A 20,284-nucleotide genomic window follows, 5' to 3' on the forward strand; every position below is an offset into this window, starting at 1 on the left:
TTTTCCGCCCGTTTGCATTTCAGGGTTTATATTCCACCGGTTGATAATTACGACTCAGCCGGACAAACAGCATTGCCGTGGCGGCGAGCCCGCAAAGTGCCGCACACATCAGCCACCACCCCGGTGAGCTTTTATCCCCGGTTAGCTGGACCAGCGCTGTGGATATGACTGGCGTAAGGCCGCCAAAAATCGCCGTGGCAAGACTGAATGCCAGTGAAAAACCCACCGTACGCACATAGACAGGCATCACCTCAGTGAGTGCGGCGACCATTGCCCCGTTGTACATACCAAAAAAGAACGAGAACCAAAGCAGAACCAGCGTCATGCGCGTGAAATCTGGCGCGGCGGTGAGCCAGTGCATAACCGGCCAGGTGGTGATCAGTGCAAGGATGGTAATCCCCATCAACACCGGACGACGACCAATTCGGTCAGAAATCGCCCCGCCAATCGGCAGCCAGATAAAATTAGAAATACCGACCAGCATGGTGACGATCAGGCTGTCGCGAGCGCTCAGGTGAAGTACAGCCCTACCGTAGGTCGGTGTGTAGACGGTAATAAAGTAGAACGTCGTTGTGGTCATCGCCACCAGCAGCGTACCCGCAGCGATGAGACGCCAGTTTTTGAGGATAGTAGTAAAAATTTCCCTGGTGTCGGGACGGTGTGTACGTTGTAAAAAGGCGTCTGTTTCCTGAAGCGAGCGGCGGAGCACGAAGATCAAAGGAATAATCATGCAACCAATAAAGAATGGAATACGCCAGCCCCATTCAGAGATCTCATCGTGTCCCAGGGTGGCGTTCAGGCCGTAACCAATCAGAGCCGCCACCACAATGGCGACCTGTTGACTGGCGGACTGCCAGCTGGTGTAGAAGCCTTTATTGCCAGGGGTGGCGATTTCAGAAAGATAAACCGAGACGCCGCCCAGTTCCACCCCTGCAGAAAAGCCCTGTAATAATCGGCCGAGTAATACCAGGACAGGGGCCAGCAGACCAATACTGTGATAACCGGGTACCAGGGCAATCAGCAGGGTACCGCAGCCCATAATCGCCAGCGTCACCATCAGTCCTTTACGGCGACCAATTCTGTCGATGTAAGCACCCAGCACAATTGCGCCAACAGGCCGCATTAAGAAACCTGAACCAAACACGGCGAAAGTTAACATTAGCCCGGCAAATTCACTCTCTGCAGGAAAGAAGGTCTTTGCGATATAGGCGGCGTAAAAACCGAACAGAAAAAAGTCAAACTGTTCGAGGAAATTACCGCTGGTTACCCGCAGTATTGCGCCGAAAGTTCCGGCGCGCGATGGTTGTTGTGTCATTGGGTTTGCTCCACTGTCTTATCATAATATTTATAGAGGTAAGAGTTTGCGGGTTAGTCGCCTGTGACCCCCGCCTGTTTGCCGCGCCGTTTCTCAATCGCCCACTTGAGTAAGGCTGCGCAGCGGTAAAATCCGTGGGCAAATTTTCCATAAGGAATGGTCAGAAAGAGCGCCATGACCACGCCGAGGTGAATGGCGAGCAAAATAGCCATCCAGGAGGTGTTTCTTCCCGCCAGCAGCGCTAAACCGGTCAGACTGGTCAGGAGCAGCAGCAAAATAAAACCGCGATCCATCGGTTTTTGCCGTGCGTCGCCATGCAGCGGTGAGCGCTTAAAATTGAGCCATAGCAAGCCAGCCGGGCCGACAACCAGGCCAATGCCGCCCAACGTGCCCAGCATTACCGGAACGCTGAAGAACGGATAGGGCGCTTCTATACCTGCAAAGTAGTGATAGCCCGTTGCCACCACGGTGGCGGCAAAGCAGAGCATAAAACCGTAGAAGGTGAAGTGATGGAAACGGCGGCGCATCAGGGTGAATGCATCATCTGCTTCGTTACAACCTTTGCCATGCCCACCATCGAGATACTTCAGCGTCAGCGCATTGTGTGAGGCTTCAGCAATTTCAGCGGAACGCGGCACACCCGGAGAGATTTCGCGCCAGAAGCGCAGAACGCCCGCCATCAGCAGACCTATCGCCAGAATAAATACCGAACCAAACATCCATGCGAGCAGGTTATGCGGGAAAATCTGATAAAAATCCCCGGCCAGCGGAGGATGGAATAACGAGCCCTTTAAACTCATGGCGAGGAGTAAAAACAGGATCAGACCGAAAACCAGCGTCAGCGTCACAGTGATGCCTGCGCGACGATAAAGCGCGCCAAAGGCGGCGGGTTGCGCGTAGTGCTGATAGGTTTCGAGCCGCACTTCCGCCATCGCCTTCGGTACGTTGATGGCAAATTCATGGGGTGGGGCATACTGACACGCGTGCAGGCAGGCGCCGCAGTTATGGCACAAGTTAGCCAGATAATTGATATCCGCTTTACCGAATTCCAGGCGCTGAGTCATTGCCGGGAACACGGCGCAAAAACCTTCACAATAGCGGCAGGCGTTACAGACCTGCATCACACGTTCAACTTCTGCTTCCGGCTCGGTGATAATTTGTGCTTCGATGATCAGTTTCTCAAGCTGCTTCATGACGTGCCTCCTTACGTGCTGCCAGCGCGGCTTCTTTTCCGGCAATGCGGCCAAAGGTTGTCCCGATCGACATGCCCACGCCAGCGGTGTAACCCTTGCCCAACACGTTGCCCGCCATCATCTCTCCGGCGACGAACAGGTTGCGGCTTGGCTGCCCGGCAAAGTGCACGGCAGCGCGTTCGTTCACTTTTAACCCAAGATAGGTGAAGGTGATCCCTGGCCGCAGGGCATAGCCGTAGTAAGGTGGCTGGTCCAGCGGTCGCGCCCAGTGTGTTTTCGCGGGGGATAACTTCTTCGTCGCGCAGTTGTCCAGGACGGTATGGTCGAACTGACCTGGCTGGCAGGCGTTGTTGTACGCCGTCACGGTGTGGGTAAAGCGTTCGGTATCCAGCCCCAACTGATGCGCCAACTCCGCCAGCGTATTCGCCTGTGCGCCGGGGAATACCGGTGGCATAAAGTGGCCGATGGCTTTACTGTCGATAATGGAATAGCCAATCTGTCCTGGCTGTTGGGCGACCAGGCGTCCCCAAATGGCGTAGCGTTTGGGCCAGAAATCTTCGCCTTCATCATAAAAACGTTCTGCGTCACGGTTGACTACTATGCCGAGTGAAACGCAGTCCACGCGGGTGCAAATCCCGCCGTCATATAATGGCGCTCTGGCATCAATGGCGACGCAGTGTGACTGGGAGGGGTCGCCGATGATGTCCGCCCCGGCATCCATCATAAATTTAAGCAGTACGCCCTGATTAAAGCGCGTGCCGCGAATCAGGAAGTTATCCGCAGGCCACTCGCCGCGGGCGTTCTCTCCCCAGGCTTCGCGCAGCCATTCGCGGTTTGACTCAAATCCGCCAGCGGCAAGCACGCAGGACTTAGCGGTTATGCGCTCTTCGCCTGCCAGCGCTGCCACAAACTCACCGTTATGCAGTTCAAGCGCCTGCACTGGTGTGTTATAGCGGATTTGCACGCCTAACTTTTCTGCGCTGCGATAATAGGCATTCACGAGGGCTTTCCCGCCCCCCATAAAAAAGGCGTTGGTTCGCGCTACGTGTAAAGCGCCGGAAAGAGGAGGTTGAAAATTAACGCCGTGTTGGCGCATCCAGTCGCGGCATTGTGAAGAGGTGCGGATCACCAGACGCGCCAGGGCTTCGTTAGTATTTCCCTCGGTGACGCGCCGCAGATCCTGCCAGAACTCCTCTTCAGGATAGCTTTCCACCAGTACATCCTGCGGCGCGTCATGCATACAGCGCAGATTACGCGTGTGTTGAGAATTTCCCCCGCGCCATTCCCGTGGAGCCGCTTCGAGCAGGAGTACCGAAGCTCCTTGCTCCCGGGCGGTTAGGGCAGCACATAACGCGGCATTGCCACCGCCAATCACCAGAACATCAACCATCGTATACTCCATTACCATTTAACTAATTGTTAAATTTGTAATTGAAATGTATACGCACAGCTTGTGCGGGCGCTATGACGAAGTGCTAAAGAGGGCTTTAGTTATTGTAAAGGATGGCGCCTGGCCAGCTTCCTGCTTCCACCAGTTGATGCATCACTTTTGTTAACACCACGCGGGCGGCGAGGCCCGCGGGGGTGAGCTCATCATCAGAAAGGCTGACCAGAAAGTTGGGGCGACTCAGTATTGGATTATGGACACCGATCACTCTTAGCGTCTCTTTATCGAGATGGGAAATCGCCGCGCCGGGCTGGAGAGTAGCGCCGATTCCACTGCGAACGGCGCGCATTAGCAGCGCCAGACCATCAATTTCTGTGGCGATCTCAATGCGCAGTGCGTGTTCCTGACAAATTGCTTCCAGCCTGCCGCGCAGACCGTGGCCTGGGCTGGGCATTATCAATGGGATACTTGCCAGCTGGGCTGGCGCAATATTGTCATCGGCAATATCGGCCAGTAAGGCATGAGTCCCAATCAAAAACAGGCGCTCTTCGAGAATCGGTCTGGCGCTCCAGCGCAGGATCTTTTCTTTTTGAAATACCACGGCCAGATCAATCTGGCGGGTATTAATCATCCGTTCCAGGTTGCCAGAGAGGCTTTCCACCACATGCAGGCGGACATCACTATAGCTTTCCCGCATGGCGTTAATAAAAGGCATGCCGAGAACGGAAGCGGTACTGGGGGCCATACCGACGCTGACGTGCCCGGAAAGCCGGGACTCGCGCGCGGCGAGGATTGCATCGTCTGCGTGGCGGAGCGCCAGCTGCGCCTGGGAGTAAAAAGCCAGTCCGGCGCTGGTGGGCGTCACGCCACGCGAGGTGCGCTGCAGCAGTCGAATAGCGAGTTCGTTTTCCAGGCGGGACATTTGCTGGCTGAGTGCCGAAACCCCAATATTGAGATCGAGCGCCGCGCTACCCATGCTGCCGGTTTCTACAATGCGAACAAAATAGCGTAGCTGGCGAAGTTCCATTTCGACTCTCCGGGAAGGGACAATTGATTTTACATTAAAGCAACACAGGAGTGGAGGGAAGGGGAAAAGGGGTGATAGTCGCCCATAAAAAAAGCCAACCGAATGGTTGGCTTTTCAGAAAGCATTACATTATTTACCGTCGTGAGCATGCTCATCTTCGCGGCAATCGCCTTCGGCGCAGTGACCGTAAAGATAGAGGCTATGGTTGGTTAAACGAATACCATGTTTAGCCGCAATCTCACGCTGGCGCGCCTCGATGGAATCATCGCTGAATTCGACCACTTTGCCGCAGTCGAGACAGATGAGGTGATCGTGATGATGCTGTTGAGTCAGTTCGAAGACGGATTTACCACCTTCAAAATTATGGCGGGTCACGATACCGGCATCATCAAACTGGTTCAGCACGCGATACACGGTCGCCAGACCAATTTCTTCACCCATATCGATCAGACGTTTGTATAAGTCTTCCGCACTGACGTGATGGTTATCCGGTTCCTGAAGAACTTCCAGAATTTTTAAACGAGGAAGCGTTACTTTCAGGCCAGCCTTCTTTAATGCGGTATTGTTGTCAGTCATGCGGAATCTGTCCTGTAGCTAAACGATTCACTTCATTAACAGAAGTGACAGAAATTGCACTTGAGATAATGCGATTCATTATAGAACTGCCATGGCTAAATGAAAACTGCAAGTCTCTGGCATATATTGTTAATCAAAACGTGGTATCGCCGACAAACACACTGTGCAATACCCGATTGGCATCCGGCCATTGTACAGGGTCAGACGAAAAAGTTACAAATTTGTAGCAATTATTTTGATTGGTTTTATCTATTGATGTGGCGCAGATGGAAATCTGCGCCACACAAAATCAGGCATTGATGATTTCGTCGAGGTGCAGCTCCTCAGAGATCTGCTTAACCCATTTTTCTACGCGTTCGGCGGTCAATTCAGGCTGGCGATCTTCATCAATGGCCAGACCCACAAAGTGGTCGTCGTCAGCCAGGCCTTTGGACGCTTCAAAGTGATAACCCGCCGTTGGCCAGTGACCAACGATGGTTGCGCCGCGCGGTTCGATGATGTCGCGAATTGTACCCAACGCATCGCAGAAATATTCTGCGTAATCTTCCTGGTCGCCGCAGCCGAACAATGCAACCAGTTTGCCGTTAAAATCAATGTCTTCGAGGGTAGGGAAGAAATCGTCCCAGTCACACTGCGCTTCACCGTAGTACCAGGTTGGAATGCCGAGCAGCAAAATGTCATACCCTTCGAGGTCTTCTTTGCTGCTTTTTGCAATGTCATGTACATCGGCAACGTCTTTACCAAGCTGTTTTTGAATCATTTTTGCGATGTTTTCGGTGTTACCGGTGTCGCTGCCGAAAAAGATGCCAGTGATTGCCATGAGTAAAATAACCTCTTGAAACTTATTGAAATGGTGGTGGCGCATTGCCCACGGATAAGGGCAATCATAGCAGAACAGTCAGGCATGCGGAAACAGCAAACACGCAGGACTGCACTCTGTGCTACACGATTTATGATTTAGAGCAGAAATTCAGACTAAGCCTGACCGCGCAATGCGCTGAGTTGGTTCATCAGCATCTCTTCGATGAGTTCACTGCGACTCATGTTGCGCGCCTCGGCCAGCTCGTTCAGAGCGTCAACGGCATCAGCGTTCAGTTTCAGTTCGACACGCTTAAGCCCGCGAACTTTATCGCGTTTAAGCTGATTACGTTTGTTAATACGTAACTGTTCATCACGCGAGAGCGGATTAGTTTTGGGTCGTCCCGGGCGACGCTCCTGCGCGAACAGATCTAATGTCGTACGGTCCGTTTGTTCTTTGGCCATGATCTTGGTGACTTCGGGGAAACAATCAGCCAGGCGTCTGCCCGGATGGATAGCCCGCCATAATACATCAGCAGGGGAGACACGCCAACGCCCACGCGCGTAATCACGCGCAGACGCTGAGTTTTTAATCAGTTAGCCTGTTCGCTCAGATAACGACGGATGGCGCGCAGTACCGCCTCCGGTTTTTCCGCATGCACCCAATGGCCCGCGCCTGCAATAACGTGCGCCCGAGCCTGCGGGAATTGCGCCAGCAGCTGTTCGCGATACGCTTCGGTTACATAAGGTGAGTTGCCTCCGGGGATAAACAGCGCCGGGTGTTCCCACGCCGGGATGGTCTCCCAGCCGACAATATGAGGATATTGCTCCCACAGCACGGGAACATTAAAGCGCCATTCGCCGTCCACGAAGGATTTGAGCAGAAACTGGATCACGCCTTCCTCTTGCAGATGCTGGCGCATGACGCTCGCCGCCTGCTGACGCGAAGAGGACTGCGCGTCAGTTACTGCGTTAATGGCAGCAAAAATCTCATCGTGACGGCGAACATGATAGTCAACGGGAGCAATGTCGATGGCTACCAACCGTTCGACACGTTCCGGGGCCAACGCGGTTAACGCCATGACGGCTTTGCCCCCCATCGAGTGACCAATAAAGATCGCTTTTTCGATCTGTTGATCGTCCAGCGTATCCAGCAGATCTTGCGCCATGGCCGGATAATTCATCACAGGTGAACGCGGGGAGAGGCCATGATTTCGCATATCAACCTGGATGATATCGTGATCGGCCACCAGATCGCGCGCCAGGATCCCCAGGTTATCCAGACTGCCAAACAGGCCGTGCACCAGGACGATGGGAGAATTATTGTGCAGGTTTTGCGCAGATTGCGCTCGGATATTCAATTTCATGGCAAAGTTCTTTTTTTCACACTCACGGGTTAGGGTATCATGTTGACCATTCTGCCACATGGCTGCAACAACTACGGTTACTCTGAGTTTTGCCAGCCACCAGGCTTGACGCTATCCGCTGTTGGGATTTGCCTTTACACTAAGCGTGTTGACCCCAACAACTTGTATTCAGCTAAACACTGCACTGGATTAAGATGAAAACGATTGAAGTTGATGATGAACTCTATAGCTATATTGCCAGCCACACCAAGCATATCGGCGAGAGCGCATCCGACATTTTACGGCGTATGTTGAAGTTTTCCGCCGCATCACAGCCTGTCACTCCGGTAGTAAAAGAAGTCCGCGCTGTGCAAGCTGTCGTGGAAGCGAAGCCGGTTAACCCCGTAAAAGATAAAGTGCGCGCGATGCGTGAACTGCTGCTGTCCGACGAGTATGCGGAGCAGAAGAAAGCAGTAAATCGCTTTATGCTGGTGCTGTCTACACTCTATTCACTGGATCAAAACGCGTTCGCCGAAGCAACGGAATCGTTGCATGGTCGTACGCGCGTTTATTTTGCAGCAGATGAACAGACGCTGCTGAAAAATGGTAATCAAACCAAACCGAAACACGTGCCAGGCACGCCGTACTGGGTGATCACCAATACCAATACCGGCCGTAAATGCAGCATGGTTGAGCACATCATGCAGTCAATGCAATTCCCTGCGGAATTGATTGAAAAGGTTTGCGGAACAATTTAATCCTTGCATTAGAAGGACCAGGCAATGGCAATCCACAACCGTGCAGGTCAACCTGCGCAACAGAGTGATTTGATTAACGTCGCCCAACTGACGGCACAGTACTATGTACTGAAACCAACAGCAGGGAACGCTGAGCACGCCGTCAAGTTCGGTACGTCCGGACATCGCGGCAGTGCAGGTCGTCATAGTTTTAACGAGCCGCATATTCTGGCTATCGCTCAGGCGATTGCTGAAGAACGTGCGAAAAACGGGATCACTGGCCCGTGCTACGTGGGCAAGGATACCCACGCGCTGTCTGAACCGGCTTTTATCTCTGTACTGGAAGTGCTGGCAGCGAACGGCGTGGACGTCATCGTGCAGGAAAATAACGGCTTTACGCCAACCCCTGCTGTGTCGAATGCTATCCTGGTCCACAACAAAAAAGGCGGCCCGCTGGCTGACGGCATTGTGATCACGCCATCCCACAACCCGCCGGAAGATGGTGGCATTAAATACAACCCGCCAAACGGTGGTCCGGCAGATACTAACGTCACCAAAGTGGTGGAAGACAGGGCTAACGCTCTGCTGGCTGACGGTCTGCAAGGCGTGAAGCGTATGTCGCTGGACGCTGCGCTGGCATCTGGTCATGTAAAAGAGCAGGACCTGGTTCAGCCGTTTGTTGAAGGACTGGCCGACATCGTCGACATGGCGGCGATCCAGAAAGCGGGCCTGACGCTGGGCGTCGATCCGCTTGGCGGTTCCGGTATCGAATACTGGAAGCGTATTGCCAAGCACTACAACCTGAACCTGACTATCGTTAACGATCACGTTGATCAGACTTTCCGCTTTATGCATCTCGACAAAGATGGCGCAATCCGTATGGACTGCTCCTCTGAGTGCGCGATGGCGGGACTGTTGGCGCTGCGTGACAAGTTCGATCTGGCCTTTGCCAACGATCCGGACTATGACCGTCACGGTATCGTCACCCCGGCTGGCCTGATGAATCCGAACCACTACCTGGCAGTGGCGATCAACTACCTGTTCCAGCATCGTCCGCAGTGGGGCAAAGACGTTGCCGTTGGTAAGACGCTGGTCTCTTCGGCGATGATTGACCGCGTAGTGAATGATTTAGGGCGTAAACTGGTCGAAGTTCCGGTTGGCTTTAAGTGGTTCGTTGACGGTCTGTTTGACGGCAGCTTTGGCTTTGGTGGTGAAGAGAGCGCGGGCGCTTCTTTCCTGCGCTTTGACGGTACACCGTGGTCGACCGACAAAGACGGCATCATCATGTGCCTGCTGGCGGCAGAAATTACTGCAGTGACTGGTAAGAATCCGCAAGAGCACTACAACGAACTGGCAGCCCGCTTCGGCGCGCCAAGCTACAACCGCCTGCAGGCAAGCGCGACCTCCGCGCAGAAAGCGGCGCTGTCTAAGCTGTCTCCGGAAATGGTGAGTGCCAGCACGCTGGCGGGAGACCCGATCACGGCACGTCTGACGGCGGCACCGGGTAACGGTGCTTCTATCGGCGGTCTGAAGGTGATGACTGATAACGGCTGGTTTGCTGCGCGTCCGTCAGGTACTGAAGACGCCTATAAAATCTACTGTGAGAGCTTCCTTGGTGAAGAACATCGCAAGCAGATCGAAAAAGAAGCCGTTGAGATTGTCAGCGAAGTGCTGAAAAACGCGTAAGTCTTGTTTGTACTGACGCGTTTTGTAGGCCCGGTAAGCGTTAGCGCTACCGGGCTTTTTTATGCCAGGATTTAACTATGCTTATTTTTCAGTTCAAAACGCGGTGATACCAGGCCATACAGCGTCCAGCCGAGGAAGGTCACGATAGAACCATAAAGCATTGCTTCTTCGCCAGAGGAGTAGAGCGCATAGAAGCTGTACAATGCGCCAACAAACGCCACGAAGTTTGCCGGTTTCGCTTTTGACGACGGAACATTCGCCATTTTTTGAATAATTACCAGCGCGGCCATCGACAGAATATACGGAATGATGTTCGTTACCACCGCCAGGTTGACCAGCACGTTGAACTGACTGTTCAGTGACGGGCTGATAGTCATCAGCGATAAACCACTCTGGATGATCACGATAGCCAGCATCCCCTGTACCGGCGCGTCTACTTTGGTCACGCGAGAGAAGATTTTAGGGAAGTAACCCCCATCAGCCGACGATTTGAATACCTGAGCGATAGTGAATTGCCAGCCCAGCAGTGAACCGCAGCAGGACATCACCATCAGCGCCATGATCACCTTACCGACTTCCGGGGTGAACATTTGTGCAAAGGCTAAACCGAACGGCGCCGTAGAGTTAGCCAGATCCATATTCGGCACAATCCCGGCTATCACGTTGGTGGAGATGATGTAAATCACCGCCGCGCCCAGCGTACCGCCCAATACGGCGATGGGCACGTTGCGTTCCGGATTGTCTACCACTTCAGCGTTGGCGCAGGCCGATTCCAGACCCAGAAAAGCCCACAAGGTCATCGCAATGGAAGAGCCGACAGCCGTGAAGAACGGGACGTGGTGTGGATTCCAGGAGTTAGCGTACAGCGTCGGACTGAACCAGAACCAGCCGATGATACACAGACCGACAACCGGAATAATGACGCCCCAAACGGTGATGCTGCTGATCTGCCCGGTAATGCGCGCCCCGCCAAAGTTAGCCACGGTACAGATCCACAGTACACCAATGGTTGCCAGGCCAATCTGCACCGGTGTCAGTGTGGCGCCAAACAGCTCGGTACCGTAGCCAACGGCGGAGATGGCGATAGCCACGTTGGCGATTAACAGCGAAACGCCATAAGTGTAGTTCGCCATAAAGTTACCGGATTTGCCAAAGGCGTATTCAGCGTAACCCCCCATACCGCCAGATTTACGGCTGAACATACCGCATTTTGCGAAGGCCCAGGCCAGCGCCATTGAACCGACAGCAGTCACCAGCCACGAGATGATCGAGATAGTACCGACTTCCGCAAGCTTGGTGGGCAACATGATGATTCCGGATCCCATCATATTAACCATGGTCAGGATAGTGAGCTGGACGACGCCCATTTTGTTGGATTTGGCTTTGCTCATAACATTTCCCCTTTCAACAGAGCGGGTTGCGCGCTTTGTTGCTTTATCACGTAGCACCACACCTGTTTACGACCGTCGTGTTCTTCGATGTAGACACCCTGGAGTTCAGGCGCAAAACCCGGTAGCAAATTGATTCCTTCTTCCAGTGCGCTGAAGTAACGTAATACTGAACCGCCCCAGATTTCACCCGGAACCACACACAGCACGCCCGGAGGATAAGGCAGCGCGCCTTCTGCCGCGATGCGACCTTCAGCGTCCGGCAGACGCACCAGTTCAACTTCACCACGCAGATATGCATAATTGGCATCCTGGGGATTCATGCTGACGCGCGGGAAATGTGCCTTACGGAACATCTCTTTCTGTAGCTGCTTCACGTTGTGACGCGCATACAAATCGTGCATCTCCTGGCACAGCTGGCGCAGGGTGTAACCGGCGTAACGGGCTTCATGCTGCTTGTAGATCGAGGGCAGAACCTCGGCTAGCGGGGCATCGGCTTCCAGCAGTTTTTCGAAACGTACCAGCAGGGCGACAAGCTGCTGCAACTTCGCCATATCTTCTGCGGGGGTCAGCAGGAACAGGATGGAGTTGAGGTCGCATTTTTCGGGCACCACACCATTTTCGCGCAGGAAGTTAGCCAGAATGGTAGCCGGAACGCCGAAGGTATCGTATTCGCCGTTACGCGCATTAATACCCGGAGTGGTGAGCAGCAATTTGCATGGATCCACAAAGTACTGGTGTTCGGCATACCCTTCAAAAGCATGCCAGTGTTCACCTGGGACAAAATGGAAGAAACGCAGGTCGCTGGCGATTTCAGCGGTGGGATAAGCCTGCCACGGTTTACCTTCTACTATCTCCGGCACGAACGGGCGGATATGGTGGCAGTTTTCCAGGATCAACTTACGAGTATCAATTCCGTTGACGACGCAGTCCATCCACATGTTGCGCCCGCTGACGCCTTCATGCATTTTGGCGTTGATGTCCAGTGCGGCAAAGAGCGGATAGAACGGGCTGGTGGAGGCGTGCATCATGAACGCGTTATTCATTCGTTTATGAGGCACGTAGCGAGACTGGCCTTTAATATGGCTGTCTTTTTTGTGGATCTGCGAAGTCTGAGAGAAGCCTGCCTGTTGTTTGTGCACTGACTGGGTGACCAGAATGCCGGGGTCATTTTCGTTAAGATCCAGCAACAGCGGAGAGCAATCGGCCATCATCGGAATAAACTGCTCATAGCCAACCCACGCGGAGTCAAACAGGATGTAGTCGCACAGATGACCGATCTTATCCACCACCTGACGGGCGTTATAGATTGTGCCGTCGTAGGTACCTAACTGAATCACGGCCAGACGGAACGGACGCTCATCTTTCGAACGTTGTGGCGCAACTTCACTCACCTGTTCACGTAGATAGCCTTCTTCAAAGCAGTGCGCGTCGATCCCGCCGATAAAGCCGTACGGGTTACGCGCGGTTTCCAGATATACCGGCGTTGCCCCGGCCTGCAATAACGCGCCGTGGTGGTTTGACTTGTGGTTGTTGCGGTCGAATAACACCAGATCGCCTGGGGTGAGCAATGCGTTAAGCACCACTTTGTTCGATGAGGAGGTCCCGTTCAGTACAAAGTAGGTCTTATCCGCGTTGAAAACTTTAGCTGCGTGCTGTTGTGCGATGCAGGGAGCGCCTTCGTGAATCAGCAGATCACCCATTGCGACATCGGCATTACACAAATCGGAGCGGAAAAGTGTTTCGCCGAAATATTCGACAAACTGATTACCCGCAGGATGGCGACGGAAAAACTCGCCCCCCTGATGACCAGGACAATCAAAGGCGCTGTTACCCTGATTGACATAGTCGACAAGCGCACGGAAGAACGGCGGACGTAACTGCGTTTCATAATGGCTGGCGGCGGTTTCTAACTGCCGGCCATAAAAGGCGGTACGGGCTTCATTACATTCGAATACACCTGAGATCCGCGGCAGATGTTCAGATGGAACACGTTCTTCATTTTCGGTGGCGATAAAAACAGGAATTCCATAGCCGGTGGCGTCAATTTCATCGAGTTTTCCACGTTCAATATCATTGATGGATAACACGATAGCAGCAACATCAATAAAATTACTTTCATCGATATTTACGCAAGAACGCTGCGTAGAAAAACAATCAGGACAGGAACGGCTTACGGCAATTTTTAATTCTGACATTTTCATCTCTTTATTTTTAGGTAATAGCAGGTCCTCAATTTCTCAAATGAGAAATTGATAACTCCGGAAAAAAAAGCAAAGTCATACCGCTGATAAATAAATCAGTAAATTGCTTTTTTGAAGATGCAATAAACCCTAACCGGTCCGGTCACAGGTAATACAGGGTTATGCAGGGAGAGCACTGCGGATACAGGCGTTAGCCTGCGATACAGAGAGTCAGGAAGACCTGTATACTTGAGTGCCCTTAGTCGGAAGACTAACGGGCATTAAAGAAATGAAAGTCGAAACTGTTGCGGTGGGCAAACATCATAATATGCGTTGTTCGCCTTATATGTGGCATTGTACGGCTATTATTTTCCATTTTAGTTACCTTTACTGGATAAGTGGAAGGTGCGGGTATTTTATCCAGGAAATGGCTATGAACTGTGAAGAAGATCAATAAAAAACGATCGTTTATAAAATATTTAGTCGCCATTTATGCATAGTGCGGGACAAGATGCTGTTTTGTTGTTTATATGTTATTTATTTGTATTTTATTATTTTTTTACAATATTCTACTGGCTGCATAATAAGTATTATGCAGTGGAGTGAGTAATGAAAAATATATTTATTAATTAATCAGAAAAAATGAATAAGAATTCACGGCATAAACCGATAGCCAATTCCGGTTTCGGTCAGAAAATGACGCGGACGGGCCGGGTCCAGTTCCAGCTTCTGGCGCAGGTGTCCCATATAAATACGTAGATAGTGACTATGTTCGACGGCGTTTGGTCCCCAAACCTGATTTAACAACTGGCGTTGCGTCAGTACCTTCCCGGCATTATTTAGCAGAACCGCTAACAGACGAAACTCAATCGGCGTCAAATGAATTTCCTCGTCACCACGGTGAACGAGGCGCGCGGCAATATCCACTTTGACGTTGGAAAAATGTACCACCGGTTCGGGAGACGCACCGCTGGCGTGGCGACGCAATGCCACGCGCAATCTCGCCTGTAGCTCGCCAATACCAAAGGGTTTACTGAGATAGTCATCGGCACCGGCATCCAGCGCAGCAATTTTATCGCTTTCCTCACTGCGGGCTGAAAGCACAATCACCGGAATCGCGCTCCATTGTCGCAGGTCGCGAATAAAATCAATGCCGTCGCCGTCCGGCAGGCCGAGATCGAGAATGATGAGATCGGGTTTTCGCGTGGCGGCTTCCAACAGACCACGTTGCAGCGTTTCCGCTTCATATACACGCAGGCCATCGGCTTCCAGCGCGGTGCGCAGAAAGCGGCGAATGGCATGTTCATCTTCAACAATCAGTACGTTCGTCACATATCCTCATGAAAATCTTCAAGTTCAGGGGGAATTTCCTGGGGCAGTGTAACACGAAAACAGGCTCCTCCCTGCGCGCGATTGTGGACCGAAATAGTACCGCCGTGCACGTCCACAATAGCCTGACAAATTGCCAGCCCCAGCCCAACGCCGGGCACCGATGACTCTTTATTTCCCCGGGAAAATTTGTCAAAAACGCGCTGTTCCATACCCGACGGAATACCCGGCCCGTTATCCCAGACGTCCAGTTGCAGATGTGCGCCATCGACGCTGGCATCAATACCGATTTGCGCCTGTGGACCCGCGTATTTGACGGCGTTTTCCAACAGGTTAATCAGCACCCGTTCAAAGAGCGGACCATCGACGTGAATCAGTGTTAACGGTTCAGGTAACGACAGATTTATCGGGGCAGAGAGACCGGGCTCCAGCATCTGCAGGGCGCTGCCGACCACCTCTTCCAGCGTTAACCACTCCTTCTTAAGATTAAAGCCGCCAGACTGAATTCGCGCCATATCCAGCAGGTTATTAACCAGTCGGGTAGTATTCAGAACGTGCTGGCGAATCTCACTGGCCTGGCGCGCGTGCGGCGATCCCTCGCTGGCCAGATCCAGCGTTAAGATTTCCGCCTGACCGAACAACACCGTCAACGGCGTGCGCAAATCGTGGGACAGAGCAGCGAGCAGGGCGTTGCGAATGCTTTCGCGCTCGCTGGCAAACCGCGCCTGCTCTTCGCTGGCGGTCAGCGTCAGGCGCTCCAGCGCACTGGCTACCAGTAGAGTGAAGGTTTCCAGCAGGCGTTGCTGTTCGGGGATCATAAGCTGGCGTAAATTTCCCGGTTCGACTACCAGCAGCCCATGCGTTTTATCGGCGCTTTTTAACGGTAAAATCTGATACGGCACGCCCGGTAACGTGTCGGTGCCTGCACCGGCCGGTTGCCCTTTGTCAAAGCTCCATTGGGCAATGGCGTCATCCCACGGCGTCATGCCCTGTTGATGGGTGAGCGGGGCCAGCTTGCCGTTCTCACCGGGCAGTAAAACCTGGCTGCGGGCCTGAAACGTTGAAGCGATAAACTGTTCACTGGTGGCGGCGATATCCGTCTGACTCCGACCGACGGCCAGCGCTTTCGACATCTCATACAAATGACGCGTACGCTGTTCACGATAACGCGCAACCCGCGCCTGATAACGCACCCCGGCGGTCAGATTACCAATAACCAGCCCTACCGTTAGCATTACGGCAAAGGTGAGCAGATACTGAACGTCTGAAACGGCCAGCGTCCCGCGTGGGGCAATAAAAAAGAGATCGAAGCTGGCGACGTTAATAAAGGTTGCCAGCACTGATGGCCAGCGTCCGTAAAAGAGTGCGATAACCACCACACCCAATAAATAGATCATCACCAGGTTGGCGGCGTCAAAGGCCATTAGCCACTGCATGGCGATTAGCGTAATGATGGCGCACAGCGCAACGGCAACCACACAACCCTGAATTTGTACCCGCCATTTATCCTTAAAGGTGCGGCTATCAGCCGTTTGCAGCACAGGGCGTGAAGGGGGCTCATCGAGCGCAACAATCATCAGGTCGAGATCCGGTGCGCGATGAGCGAGTTTGTCGGCAAAGGAATCGCTACGCCACCAGCGACGCGAAGTCGGACGCCCGAGTACAATTTTTCCCAGATTATGCTCACGGGCATAGTGGATGACCGCTTTGTCTTCGGCGGGGTCGGAAAGGGTAGCTGTTTCTGCGCCTAACTCCTGAGCCAGCCGCAGAGCGCTTAAAATTGCGCGGCGTTGTTTTTCGGGCAGTCGGTGCAGCGCTGGCGTTTCGACATACACCGCATGCCAGACGCTGCCGAGACGCGCCGCCAGACGTGCGGCGGCGCGTACCAGTTTTTCGCTGCCGGTATTGTGCCCAATGCACAGTAAAATAGCGTCGCGGGTATGCCAGACTTTCTCCTCTCCCGGACGTCCTCGCCAGGCGCGCATCTGATCGTCTACCCGATCAGCCGTGCGGCGCAGGGCCAGTTCACGTAGCGCGATCAGATTACCTTTGCGAAAGAAATGCTCAATTGCTCTTTCTGCCTGACCGGCGATATAAACCTTGCCTTCGTTCAGGCGCTGGCGCAAATCGTCGGGGGGGAGATCGACCAGCACCACATCGTCGGCGGCATCGAAAAAAGGGTCGGGTACGGTTTCACGAACCTGAATGCCGGTAACGCCGCTGACCACGTCATTGAGACTTTCCAGGTGCTGCACGTTAACGGTAGTAAAGACATCAATCCCGGCTTCCAGCAGCTCTTCAATGTCCTGCCAGCGCTTAGGATGCCGTGAGCCTGGCGCATTACTGTGCGCCAGTTCATCCATCAAAATGAGCGCCGGACGGCGGGCCAGCGCCGCGTCGAGATCGAACTCATTGATATGGCGGCCGTGACGCGCCTGTCGCTTTAGCGGCAAGATGCTGAGGCCGTCCAACAACGCGGCGGTCTCTTTGCGTCCATGGGTTTCCACCACGCCAATCAGCACATCTAACCCTTGCGCCCGCAGTCGCTGGGCCTCTGCCAGCATGGCCCAGGTTTTGCCGACGCCAGCACAGGCACCGAAGAAAATTTTCAGTTTTCCCCGGTGCGGGGCCGTGGTCTGCTCCAGCAGGCGATCGGGGTCGGGGCGTAAGGGTTCGTTATGCATGTCCTTTTTCTCAGTGCTTATCCAGCGCTAAATTAAGTTCCACCAGGTTCACCACCGGCTGACCGATAAAACTGACCAACGGCTTTTGCGTATATTGTGCAACCAACCGCGTAACCTCTTCAACGCTGAGGTTGCGAGCCTGCGCCACGCGGGGAATTTGCCAGGCCACCGCGGCTGGCGTCAGGTTGTTATCCAGCCCGCTGGAAGAAGCCGTTACCAGCTCTACCGGGACGGCAGGACTGGCCTGCGGGTTGGCGGCACGCAGTGCGGCAATCCGGCTTTGCAGCTGTTTATCCAGTTCCGGGTTGCTGGCTGCCAGATTACTGCCGCCTGAAGCCATTGGATTATAGGGCATTTCAGCTGTGGCAGACGGACGCCCCTGAAAATAACCGGCAGCGGTAAAATGTTGCCCGATGAGCTCAGAGCCGCGAACAATCTGACCTTCGCTAAGAAGCGAACCGTTAGCCTGGTGGGGAAACCACCACTGCCCCAGCGCGGTCGTCAGCAACGGGTAAGCCCCGCCGGTGATAAGCATCAGGAAAATCAATGTTGATAATGCAGGACGTAATCCACTCATCTGAAACCTCACACCAGACCCAGCAGGGTCAGCAGTAAATCAATCGCTTTGATACCGATAAACGGCACAACCAAACCGCCCAGACCATAGATCCACAAATTGCGGCGCAACATCGCGGATGCGGACAAAGGTTTGTAGCTCACGCCTTTTAGCGCCAGGGGGATCAGAAAGACGATAACCAGCGCGTTAAAGATAACCGCGCTGAGGATCGCCGAGTCTGGCGAATGCAGTCCCATCACGTTCAGCGCATTGAGCTGCGGATAGGTGGCGGCGAAGGCGGCCGGGATAATAGCGAAATACTTCGCGACGTCGTTGGCAATACTGAAAGTGGTCAGCGAACCGCGCGTCATCAGCATTTGTTTACCAATGTGCACTACTTCAATCAGCTTGGTGGGGTTGGAGTCGAGATCCACCATGTTACCTGCTTCTTTCGCTGCCTGGGTTCCAGAGTTCATGGCGACCGCAACGTCGGCCTGCGCTAGGGCAGGAGCGTCATTGGTTCCGTCGCCGGTCATTGCCACCAGACGACCTTCCGCTTGATACTGACGAATCAGCGCCAGCTTGGCTTCCGGCGTGGCTTCAGCTAAGAAGTCATCCACTCCGGCCTCAGCGGCGATCGCGGCAGCGGTCAGGCGGTTATCGCCGGTGATCATCACCGTTTTAATCCCCATTTTGCGCAGTTGAGCAAAACGTTCTTTGATCCCGCCTTTCACAATATCTTTCAGCGCAATCACGCCCAGTACGTGGGAGCCTTCGGCAACCACCAGCGGCGTTGCGCCAAGGCGAGCGACGCTTTCGACCTTCTGCTCCACATCGGCGGGAAAGTGGCCGCCGTTGGCTTCAACGTGCCGACGAATGGCATCGACCGACCCTTTGCGGATCATTCGGTTGTCGATGTTGATGCCGCTCATCCGGCTTTGGGCGGTAAACGGCACAAAGGTAGCGTGCAGCGATTGCACGTCGCGAATACGCAGATTAAAGCGCTGTTTTGCCAGGATCACGATGCTGCGGCCTTCCGGCGTTTCATCGGCCAGCGATGAAAGCTGTGCGGCGTCGGCCAACGTTTTTTCGTCCACGCCGTGGGCGGGCAGAAAATCCGAAGCCTGACGGTTACCCAGCGTAATGGTGCCGGTTTTATCCAGCAGCAGTACGTCTACGTCACCTGCCGCCTCTACTGCACGTCCGCTGGTAGCGATGACATTCGCGCCCAGCATGCGGCTCATCCCGGCGACGCCAATCGCTGAGAGCAGTCCGCCTATCGTTGTAGGGATCAAGCACACAAGCAAGGCAACCAGCACCGTGATGCTGACCGCACTACCACCCCAGGCGGAAAACGGCCATAGCGTGGCGGTCGCCAGCAAAAAGATAATGGTCAGGGCAATCAGCAGGATCGTCAGGGCGATTTCATTGGGCGTTTTACGCCGCTGCGCGCCTTCAACCATGGCGATCATCCGGTCGAGGAACGTTTCACCGGGGTTTACGCTGCATTCGATAACCAGCCAGTCGGAGAGGATGCGGGTCCCGCCGGTGACGGAGGCGAAATCGCCACCGGATTCACGAATCACAGGCGCGGATTCACCGGTAATGGCACTTTCATCTACTGATGCGCCACCTTCAATGACCTCGCCGTCACACGGGATAATATCGCCAGCTTCCACCAGCACGATATCCCCTTTCCGTAAATCATCGGCAGGAACGTGATCCATTGCCGCGCCGTATTTGGGTTCGCGAAGTTTGCGGGCAAAGGCGGTTTTTTTGACTCCCTTTAGGCTATTAGCCTGAGCTTTACTGCGACCTTCCGCCAGCGCCTCAGCAAAGTTGGCAAACAGTACGGTAATCCACAGCCACAGACTTATCGCGCCGGTAAACCACGGATTGCCCTGCATATGGTTTGTTGCCATCGCTACCGTTAACAGTGTCGTTAACAAACTGCCCAGCCAGACGATGAACATCACCGGGTTACGCCACTGGGTATGTGGGCTTAATTTTTTCACTGCGTCCATCAGCGCCTGTGCGACCAGAGAGGGTTCGAACAGCGCCAGTTGCTTGCGACTCATA

At 53.8% G+C, this 20,284-nt stretch carries 18 protein-coding genes; 2 read left to right on the forward strand and 16 right to left on the reverse strand.

All coding sequences use genetic code 11. The features are described 5' to 3' along the window. Positions 1-19: 19 nt before the first annotated feature. From tcuC to ybfF, 9 genes are all read right to left on the reverse strand, one after another. Positions 20-1,315: an MFS transporter gene (tcuC, locus tag BZK42_RS08665; protein ID WP_080859003.1), complete on the reverse strand. Its 1,296-nt coding sequence runs from the start codon at positions 1,313-1,315 to the stop codon at positions 20-22. A gap of 53 nt (positions 1,316-1,368) precedes the next feature. Beyond that, on the reverse strand, positions 1,369-2,508 hold the full coding sequence (gene tcuB / locus BZK42_RS08670; protein WP_080859004.1) for a tricarballylate utilization 4Fe-4S protein TcuB: 1,140 nt from the start codon (positions 2,506-2,508) through the stop codon (positions 1,369-1,371). Further along, on the reverse strand, positions 2,495-3,898 hold the full coding sequence (gene tcuA / locus BZK42_RS08675; RefSeq protein WP_080859005.1) for an FAD-dependent tricarballylate dehydrogenase TcuA: 1,404 nt from the start codon (positions 3,896-3,898) through the stop codon (positions 2,495-2,497). Before tcuA ends, tcuB begins: the two co-directional genes overlap by 14 nt. Positions 3,899-3,995: 97 nt before the next feature. Beyond that, positions 3,996-4,922, reverse strand: a complete 927-nt coding sequence (tcuR, locus tag BZK42_RS08680) for a tricarballylate utilization LysR family transcriptional regulator TcuR (protein ID WP_019076276.1) — start codon at positions 4,920-4,922, stop codon at positions 3,996-3,998. Positions 4,923-5,051: 129 nt separating this feature from the next. Further along, positions 5,052-5,498: a ferric iron uptake transcriptional regulator gene (gene fur, locus BZK42_RS08685; RefSeq protein ID WP_003022836.1), complete on the reverse strand. Its 447-nt coding sequence runs from the start codon at positions 5,496-5,498 to the stop codon at positions 5,052-5,054. Then, on the reverse strand, positions 5,491-5,577 hold the full coding sequence (locus tag BZK42_RS28265) for a ryhB-regulated fur leader peptide (protein ID WP_049259739.1): 87 nt from the start codon (positions 5,575-5,577) through the stop codon (positions 5,491-5,493). The genes fur and BZK42_RS28265 overlap by 8 nt, the downstream gene beginning before the upstream one ends. A gap of 210 nt (positions 5,578-5,787) precedes the next feature. Further along, complete coding sequence (gene fldA, locus BZK42_RS08690) at positions 5,788-6,318, reverse strand: flavodoxin FldA (RefSeq protein ID WP_003022839.1); 531 nt, start codon at positions 6,316-6,318, stop codon at positions 5,788-5,790. A gap of 155 nt (positions 6,319-6,473) precedes the next feature. Then, positions 6,474-6,761, reverse strand: coding sequence for a LexA regulated protein (gene ybfE, locus BZK42_RS08695; protein WP_003022842.1), 288 nt, complete (start codon positions 6,759-6,761; stop codon positions 6,474-6,476). Between the two features lie 128 nt (positions 6,762-6,889). Next, positions 6,890-7,663, reverse strand: a complete 774-nt coding sequence (ybfF, locus tag BZK42_RS08700) for an esterase (protein WP_032947058.1) — start codon at positions 7,661-7,663, stop codon at positions 6,890-6,892. A 194-nt stretch (positions 7,664-7,857) separates the two neighbouring features. Between ybfF and seqA the strand changes: the two genes are divergently transcribed. Both seqA and pgm read left to right on the forward strand, forming a co-directional pair. Beyond that, positions 7,858-8,400 (forward strand): replication initiation negative regulator SeqA, encoded by a 543-nt coding sequence (seqA, locus tag BZK42_RS08705; RefSeq protein ID WP_016152261.1) that lies wholly within the window; start codon positions 7,858-7,860, stop codon positions 8,398-8,400. Between the two features lie 24 nt (positions 8,401-8,424). After that, positions 8,425-10,065 carry a phosphoglucomutase (alpha-D-glucose-1,6-bisphosphate-dependent) gene (gene pgm / locus BZK42_RS08710; RefSeq protein ID WP_016152262.1) on the forward strand — a complete coding sequence of 547 codons (1,641 nt, stop codon included), beginning with the start codon at positions 8,425-8,427 and terminating at the stop codon, positions 10,063-10,065. A gap of 71 nt (positions 10,066-10,136) precedes the next feature. On the opposite strand, the gene potE is transcribed toward pgm, so the two are convergent. The 7 genes from potE to kdpB form a co-directional block, all read right to left on the reverse strand. Beyond that, positions 10,137-11,456, reverse strand: coding sequence for a putrescine-ornithine antiporter (gene potE, locus BZK42_RS08715; RefSeq protein ID WP_016155987.1), 1,320 nt, complete (start codon positions 11,454-11,456; stop codon positions 10,137-10,139). Continuing rightward, positions 11,453-13,651 (reverse strand): ornithine decarboxylase SpeF, encoded by a 2,199-nt coding sequence (speF, locus tag BZK42_RS08720; protein ID WP_016155988.1) that lies wholly within the window; start codon positions 13,649-13,651, stop codon positions 11,453-11,455. The genes potE and speF overlap by 4 nt, the downstream gene beginning before the upstream one ends. Before the next feature lie 256 nt (positions 13,652-13,907). Further along, on the reverse strand, positions 13,908-14,012 hold the full coding sequence (gene speFL / locus BZK42_RS28270) for a leader peptide SpeFL (RefSeq protein WP_114149115.1): 105 nt from the start codon (positions 14,010-14,012) through the stop codon (positions 13,908-13,910). A 278-nt stretch (positions 14,013-14,290) separates the two neighbouring features. Further along, positions 14,291-14,968: a two-component system response regulator KdpE gene (gene kdpE, locus BZK42_RS08725; protein ID WP_016152265.1), complete on the reverse strand. Its 678-nt coding sequence runs from the start codon at positions 14,966-14,968 to the stop codon at positions 14,291-14,293. Further along, a complete protein-coding gene (kdpD, locus tag BZK42_RS08730) occupies positions 14,965-17,649 on the reverse strand; it encodes a two-component system sensor histidine kinase KdpD (RefSeq protein ID WP_080859006.1) in 2,685 nt (894 codons plus the stop codon). The genes kdpE and kdpD overlap by 4 nt, the downstream gene beginning before the upstream one ends. Positions 17,650-17,659: 10 nt before the next feature. Further along, positions 17,660-18,226, reverse strand: a complete 567-nt coding sequence (gene kdpC, locus BZK42_RS08735) for a potassium-transporting ATPase subunit KdpC (protein ID WP_080859007.1) — start codon at positions 18,224-18,226, stop codon at positions 17,660-17,662. Between the two features lie 8 nt (positions 18,227-18,234). Further along, complete coding sequence (gene kdpB, locus BZK42_RS08740) at positions 18,235-20,283, reverse strand: potassium-transporting ATPase subunit KdpB (protein ID WP_080859008.1); 2,049 nt, start codon at positions 20,281-20,283, stop codon at positions 18,235-18,237. Position 20,284: the final 1 nt, after the last annotated feature.

It is taken from the genome of Citrobacter braakii, assembly GCF_002075345.1.
Classification (GTDB): Bacteria; Pseudomonadota; Gammaproteobacteria; order Enterobacterales; family Enterobacteriaceae; genus Citrobacter; species Citrobacter braakii.

Bases quoted from the DNA above. Each gene is read 5' to 3' on its own strand.
- tcuC (WP_080859003.1), bottom strand. From the start codon at position 1,315: ATGACACAACAACCATCGCGCGCCGGAACTTTCGGCGCAATACTGCGG.
- tcuB (WP_080859004.1), bottom strand. From the start codon at position 2,508: ATGAAGCAGCTTGAGAAACTGATCATCGAAGCACAAATTATCACCGAG.
- tcuA (WP_080859005.1), bottom strand. From the start codon at position 3,898: ATGGTTGATGTTCTGGTGATTGGCGGTGGCAATGCCGCGTTATGTGCT.
- tcuR (WP_019076276.1), bottom strand. From the start codon at position 4,922: ATGGAACTTCGCCAGCTACGCTATTTTGTTCGCATTGTAGAAACCGGC.
- fur (WP_003022836.1), bottom strand. From the start codon at position 5,498: ATGACTGACAACAATACCGCATTAAAGAAGGCTGGCCTGAAAGTAACG.
- BZK42_RS28265 (WP_049259739.1), bottom strand. From the start codon at position 5,577: ATGAATCGCATTATCTCAAGTGCAATTTCTGTCACTTCTGTTAATGAA.
- fldA (WP_003022839.1), bottom strand. From the start codon at position 6,318: ATGGCAATCACTGGCATCTTTTTCGGCAGCGACACCGGTAACACCGAA.
- ybfE (WP_003022842.1), bottom strand. From the start codon at position 6,761: ATGGCCAAAGAACAAACGGACCGTACGACATTAGATCTGTTCGCGCAG.
- ybfF (WP_032947058.1), bottom strand. From the start codon at position 7,663: ATGAAATTGAATATCCGAGCGCAATCTGCGCAAAACCTGCACAATAAT.
- seqA (WP_016152261.1), top strand. From the start codon at position 7,858: ATGAAAACGATTGAAGTTGATGATGAACTCTATAGCTATATTGCCAGC.
- pgm (WP_016152262.1), top strand. From the start codon at position 8,425: ATGGCAATCCACAACCGTGCAGGTCAACCTGCGCAACAGAGTGATTTG.
- potE (WP_016155987.1), bottom strand. From the start codon at position 11,456: ATGAGCAAAGCCAAATCCAACAAAATGGGCGTCGTCCAGCTCACTATC.
- speF (WP_016155988.1), bottom strand. From the start codon at position 13,651: ATGTCAGAATTAAAAATTGCCGTAAGCCGTTCCTGTCCTGATTGTTTT.
- speFL (WP_114149115.1), bottom strand. From the start codon at position 14,012: ATGGAAAATAATAGCCGTACAATGCCACATATAAGGCGAACAACGCAT.
- kdpD (WP_080859006.1), bottom strand. From the start codon at position 17,649: ATGCATAACGAACCCTTACGCCCCGACCCCGATCGCCTGCTGGAGCAG.
- kdpC (WP_080859007.1), bottom strand. From the start codon at position 18,226: ATGAGTGGATTACGTCCTGCATTATCAACATTGATTTTCCTGATGCTT.
- kdpB (WP_080859008.1), bottom strand. From the start codon at position 20,283: ATGAGTCGCAAGCAACTGGCGCTGTTCGAACCCTCTCTGGTCGCACAG.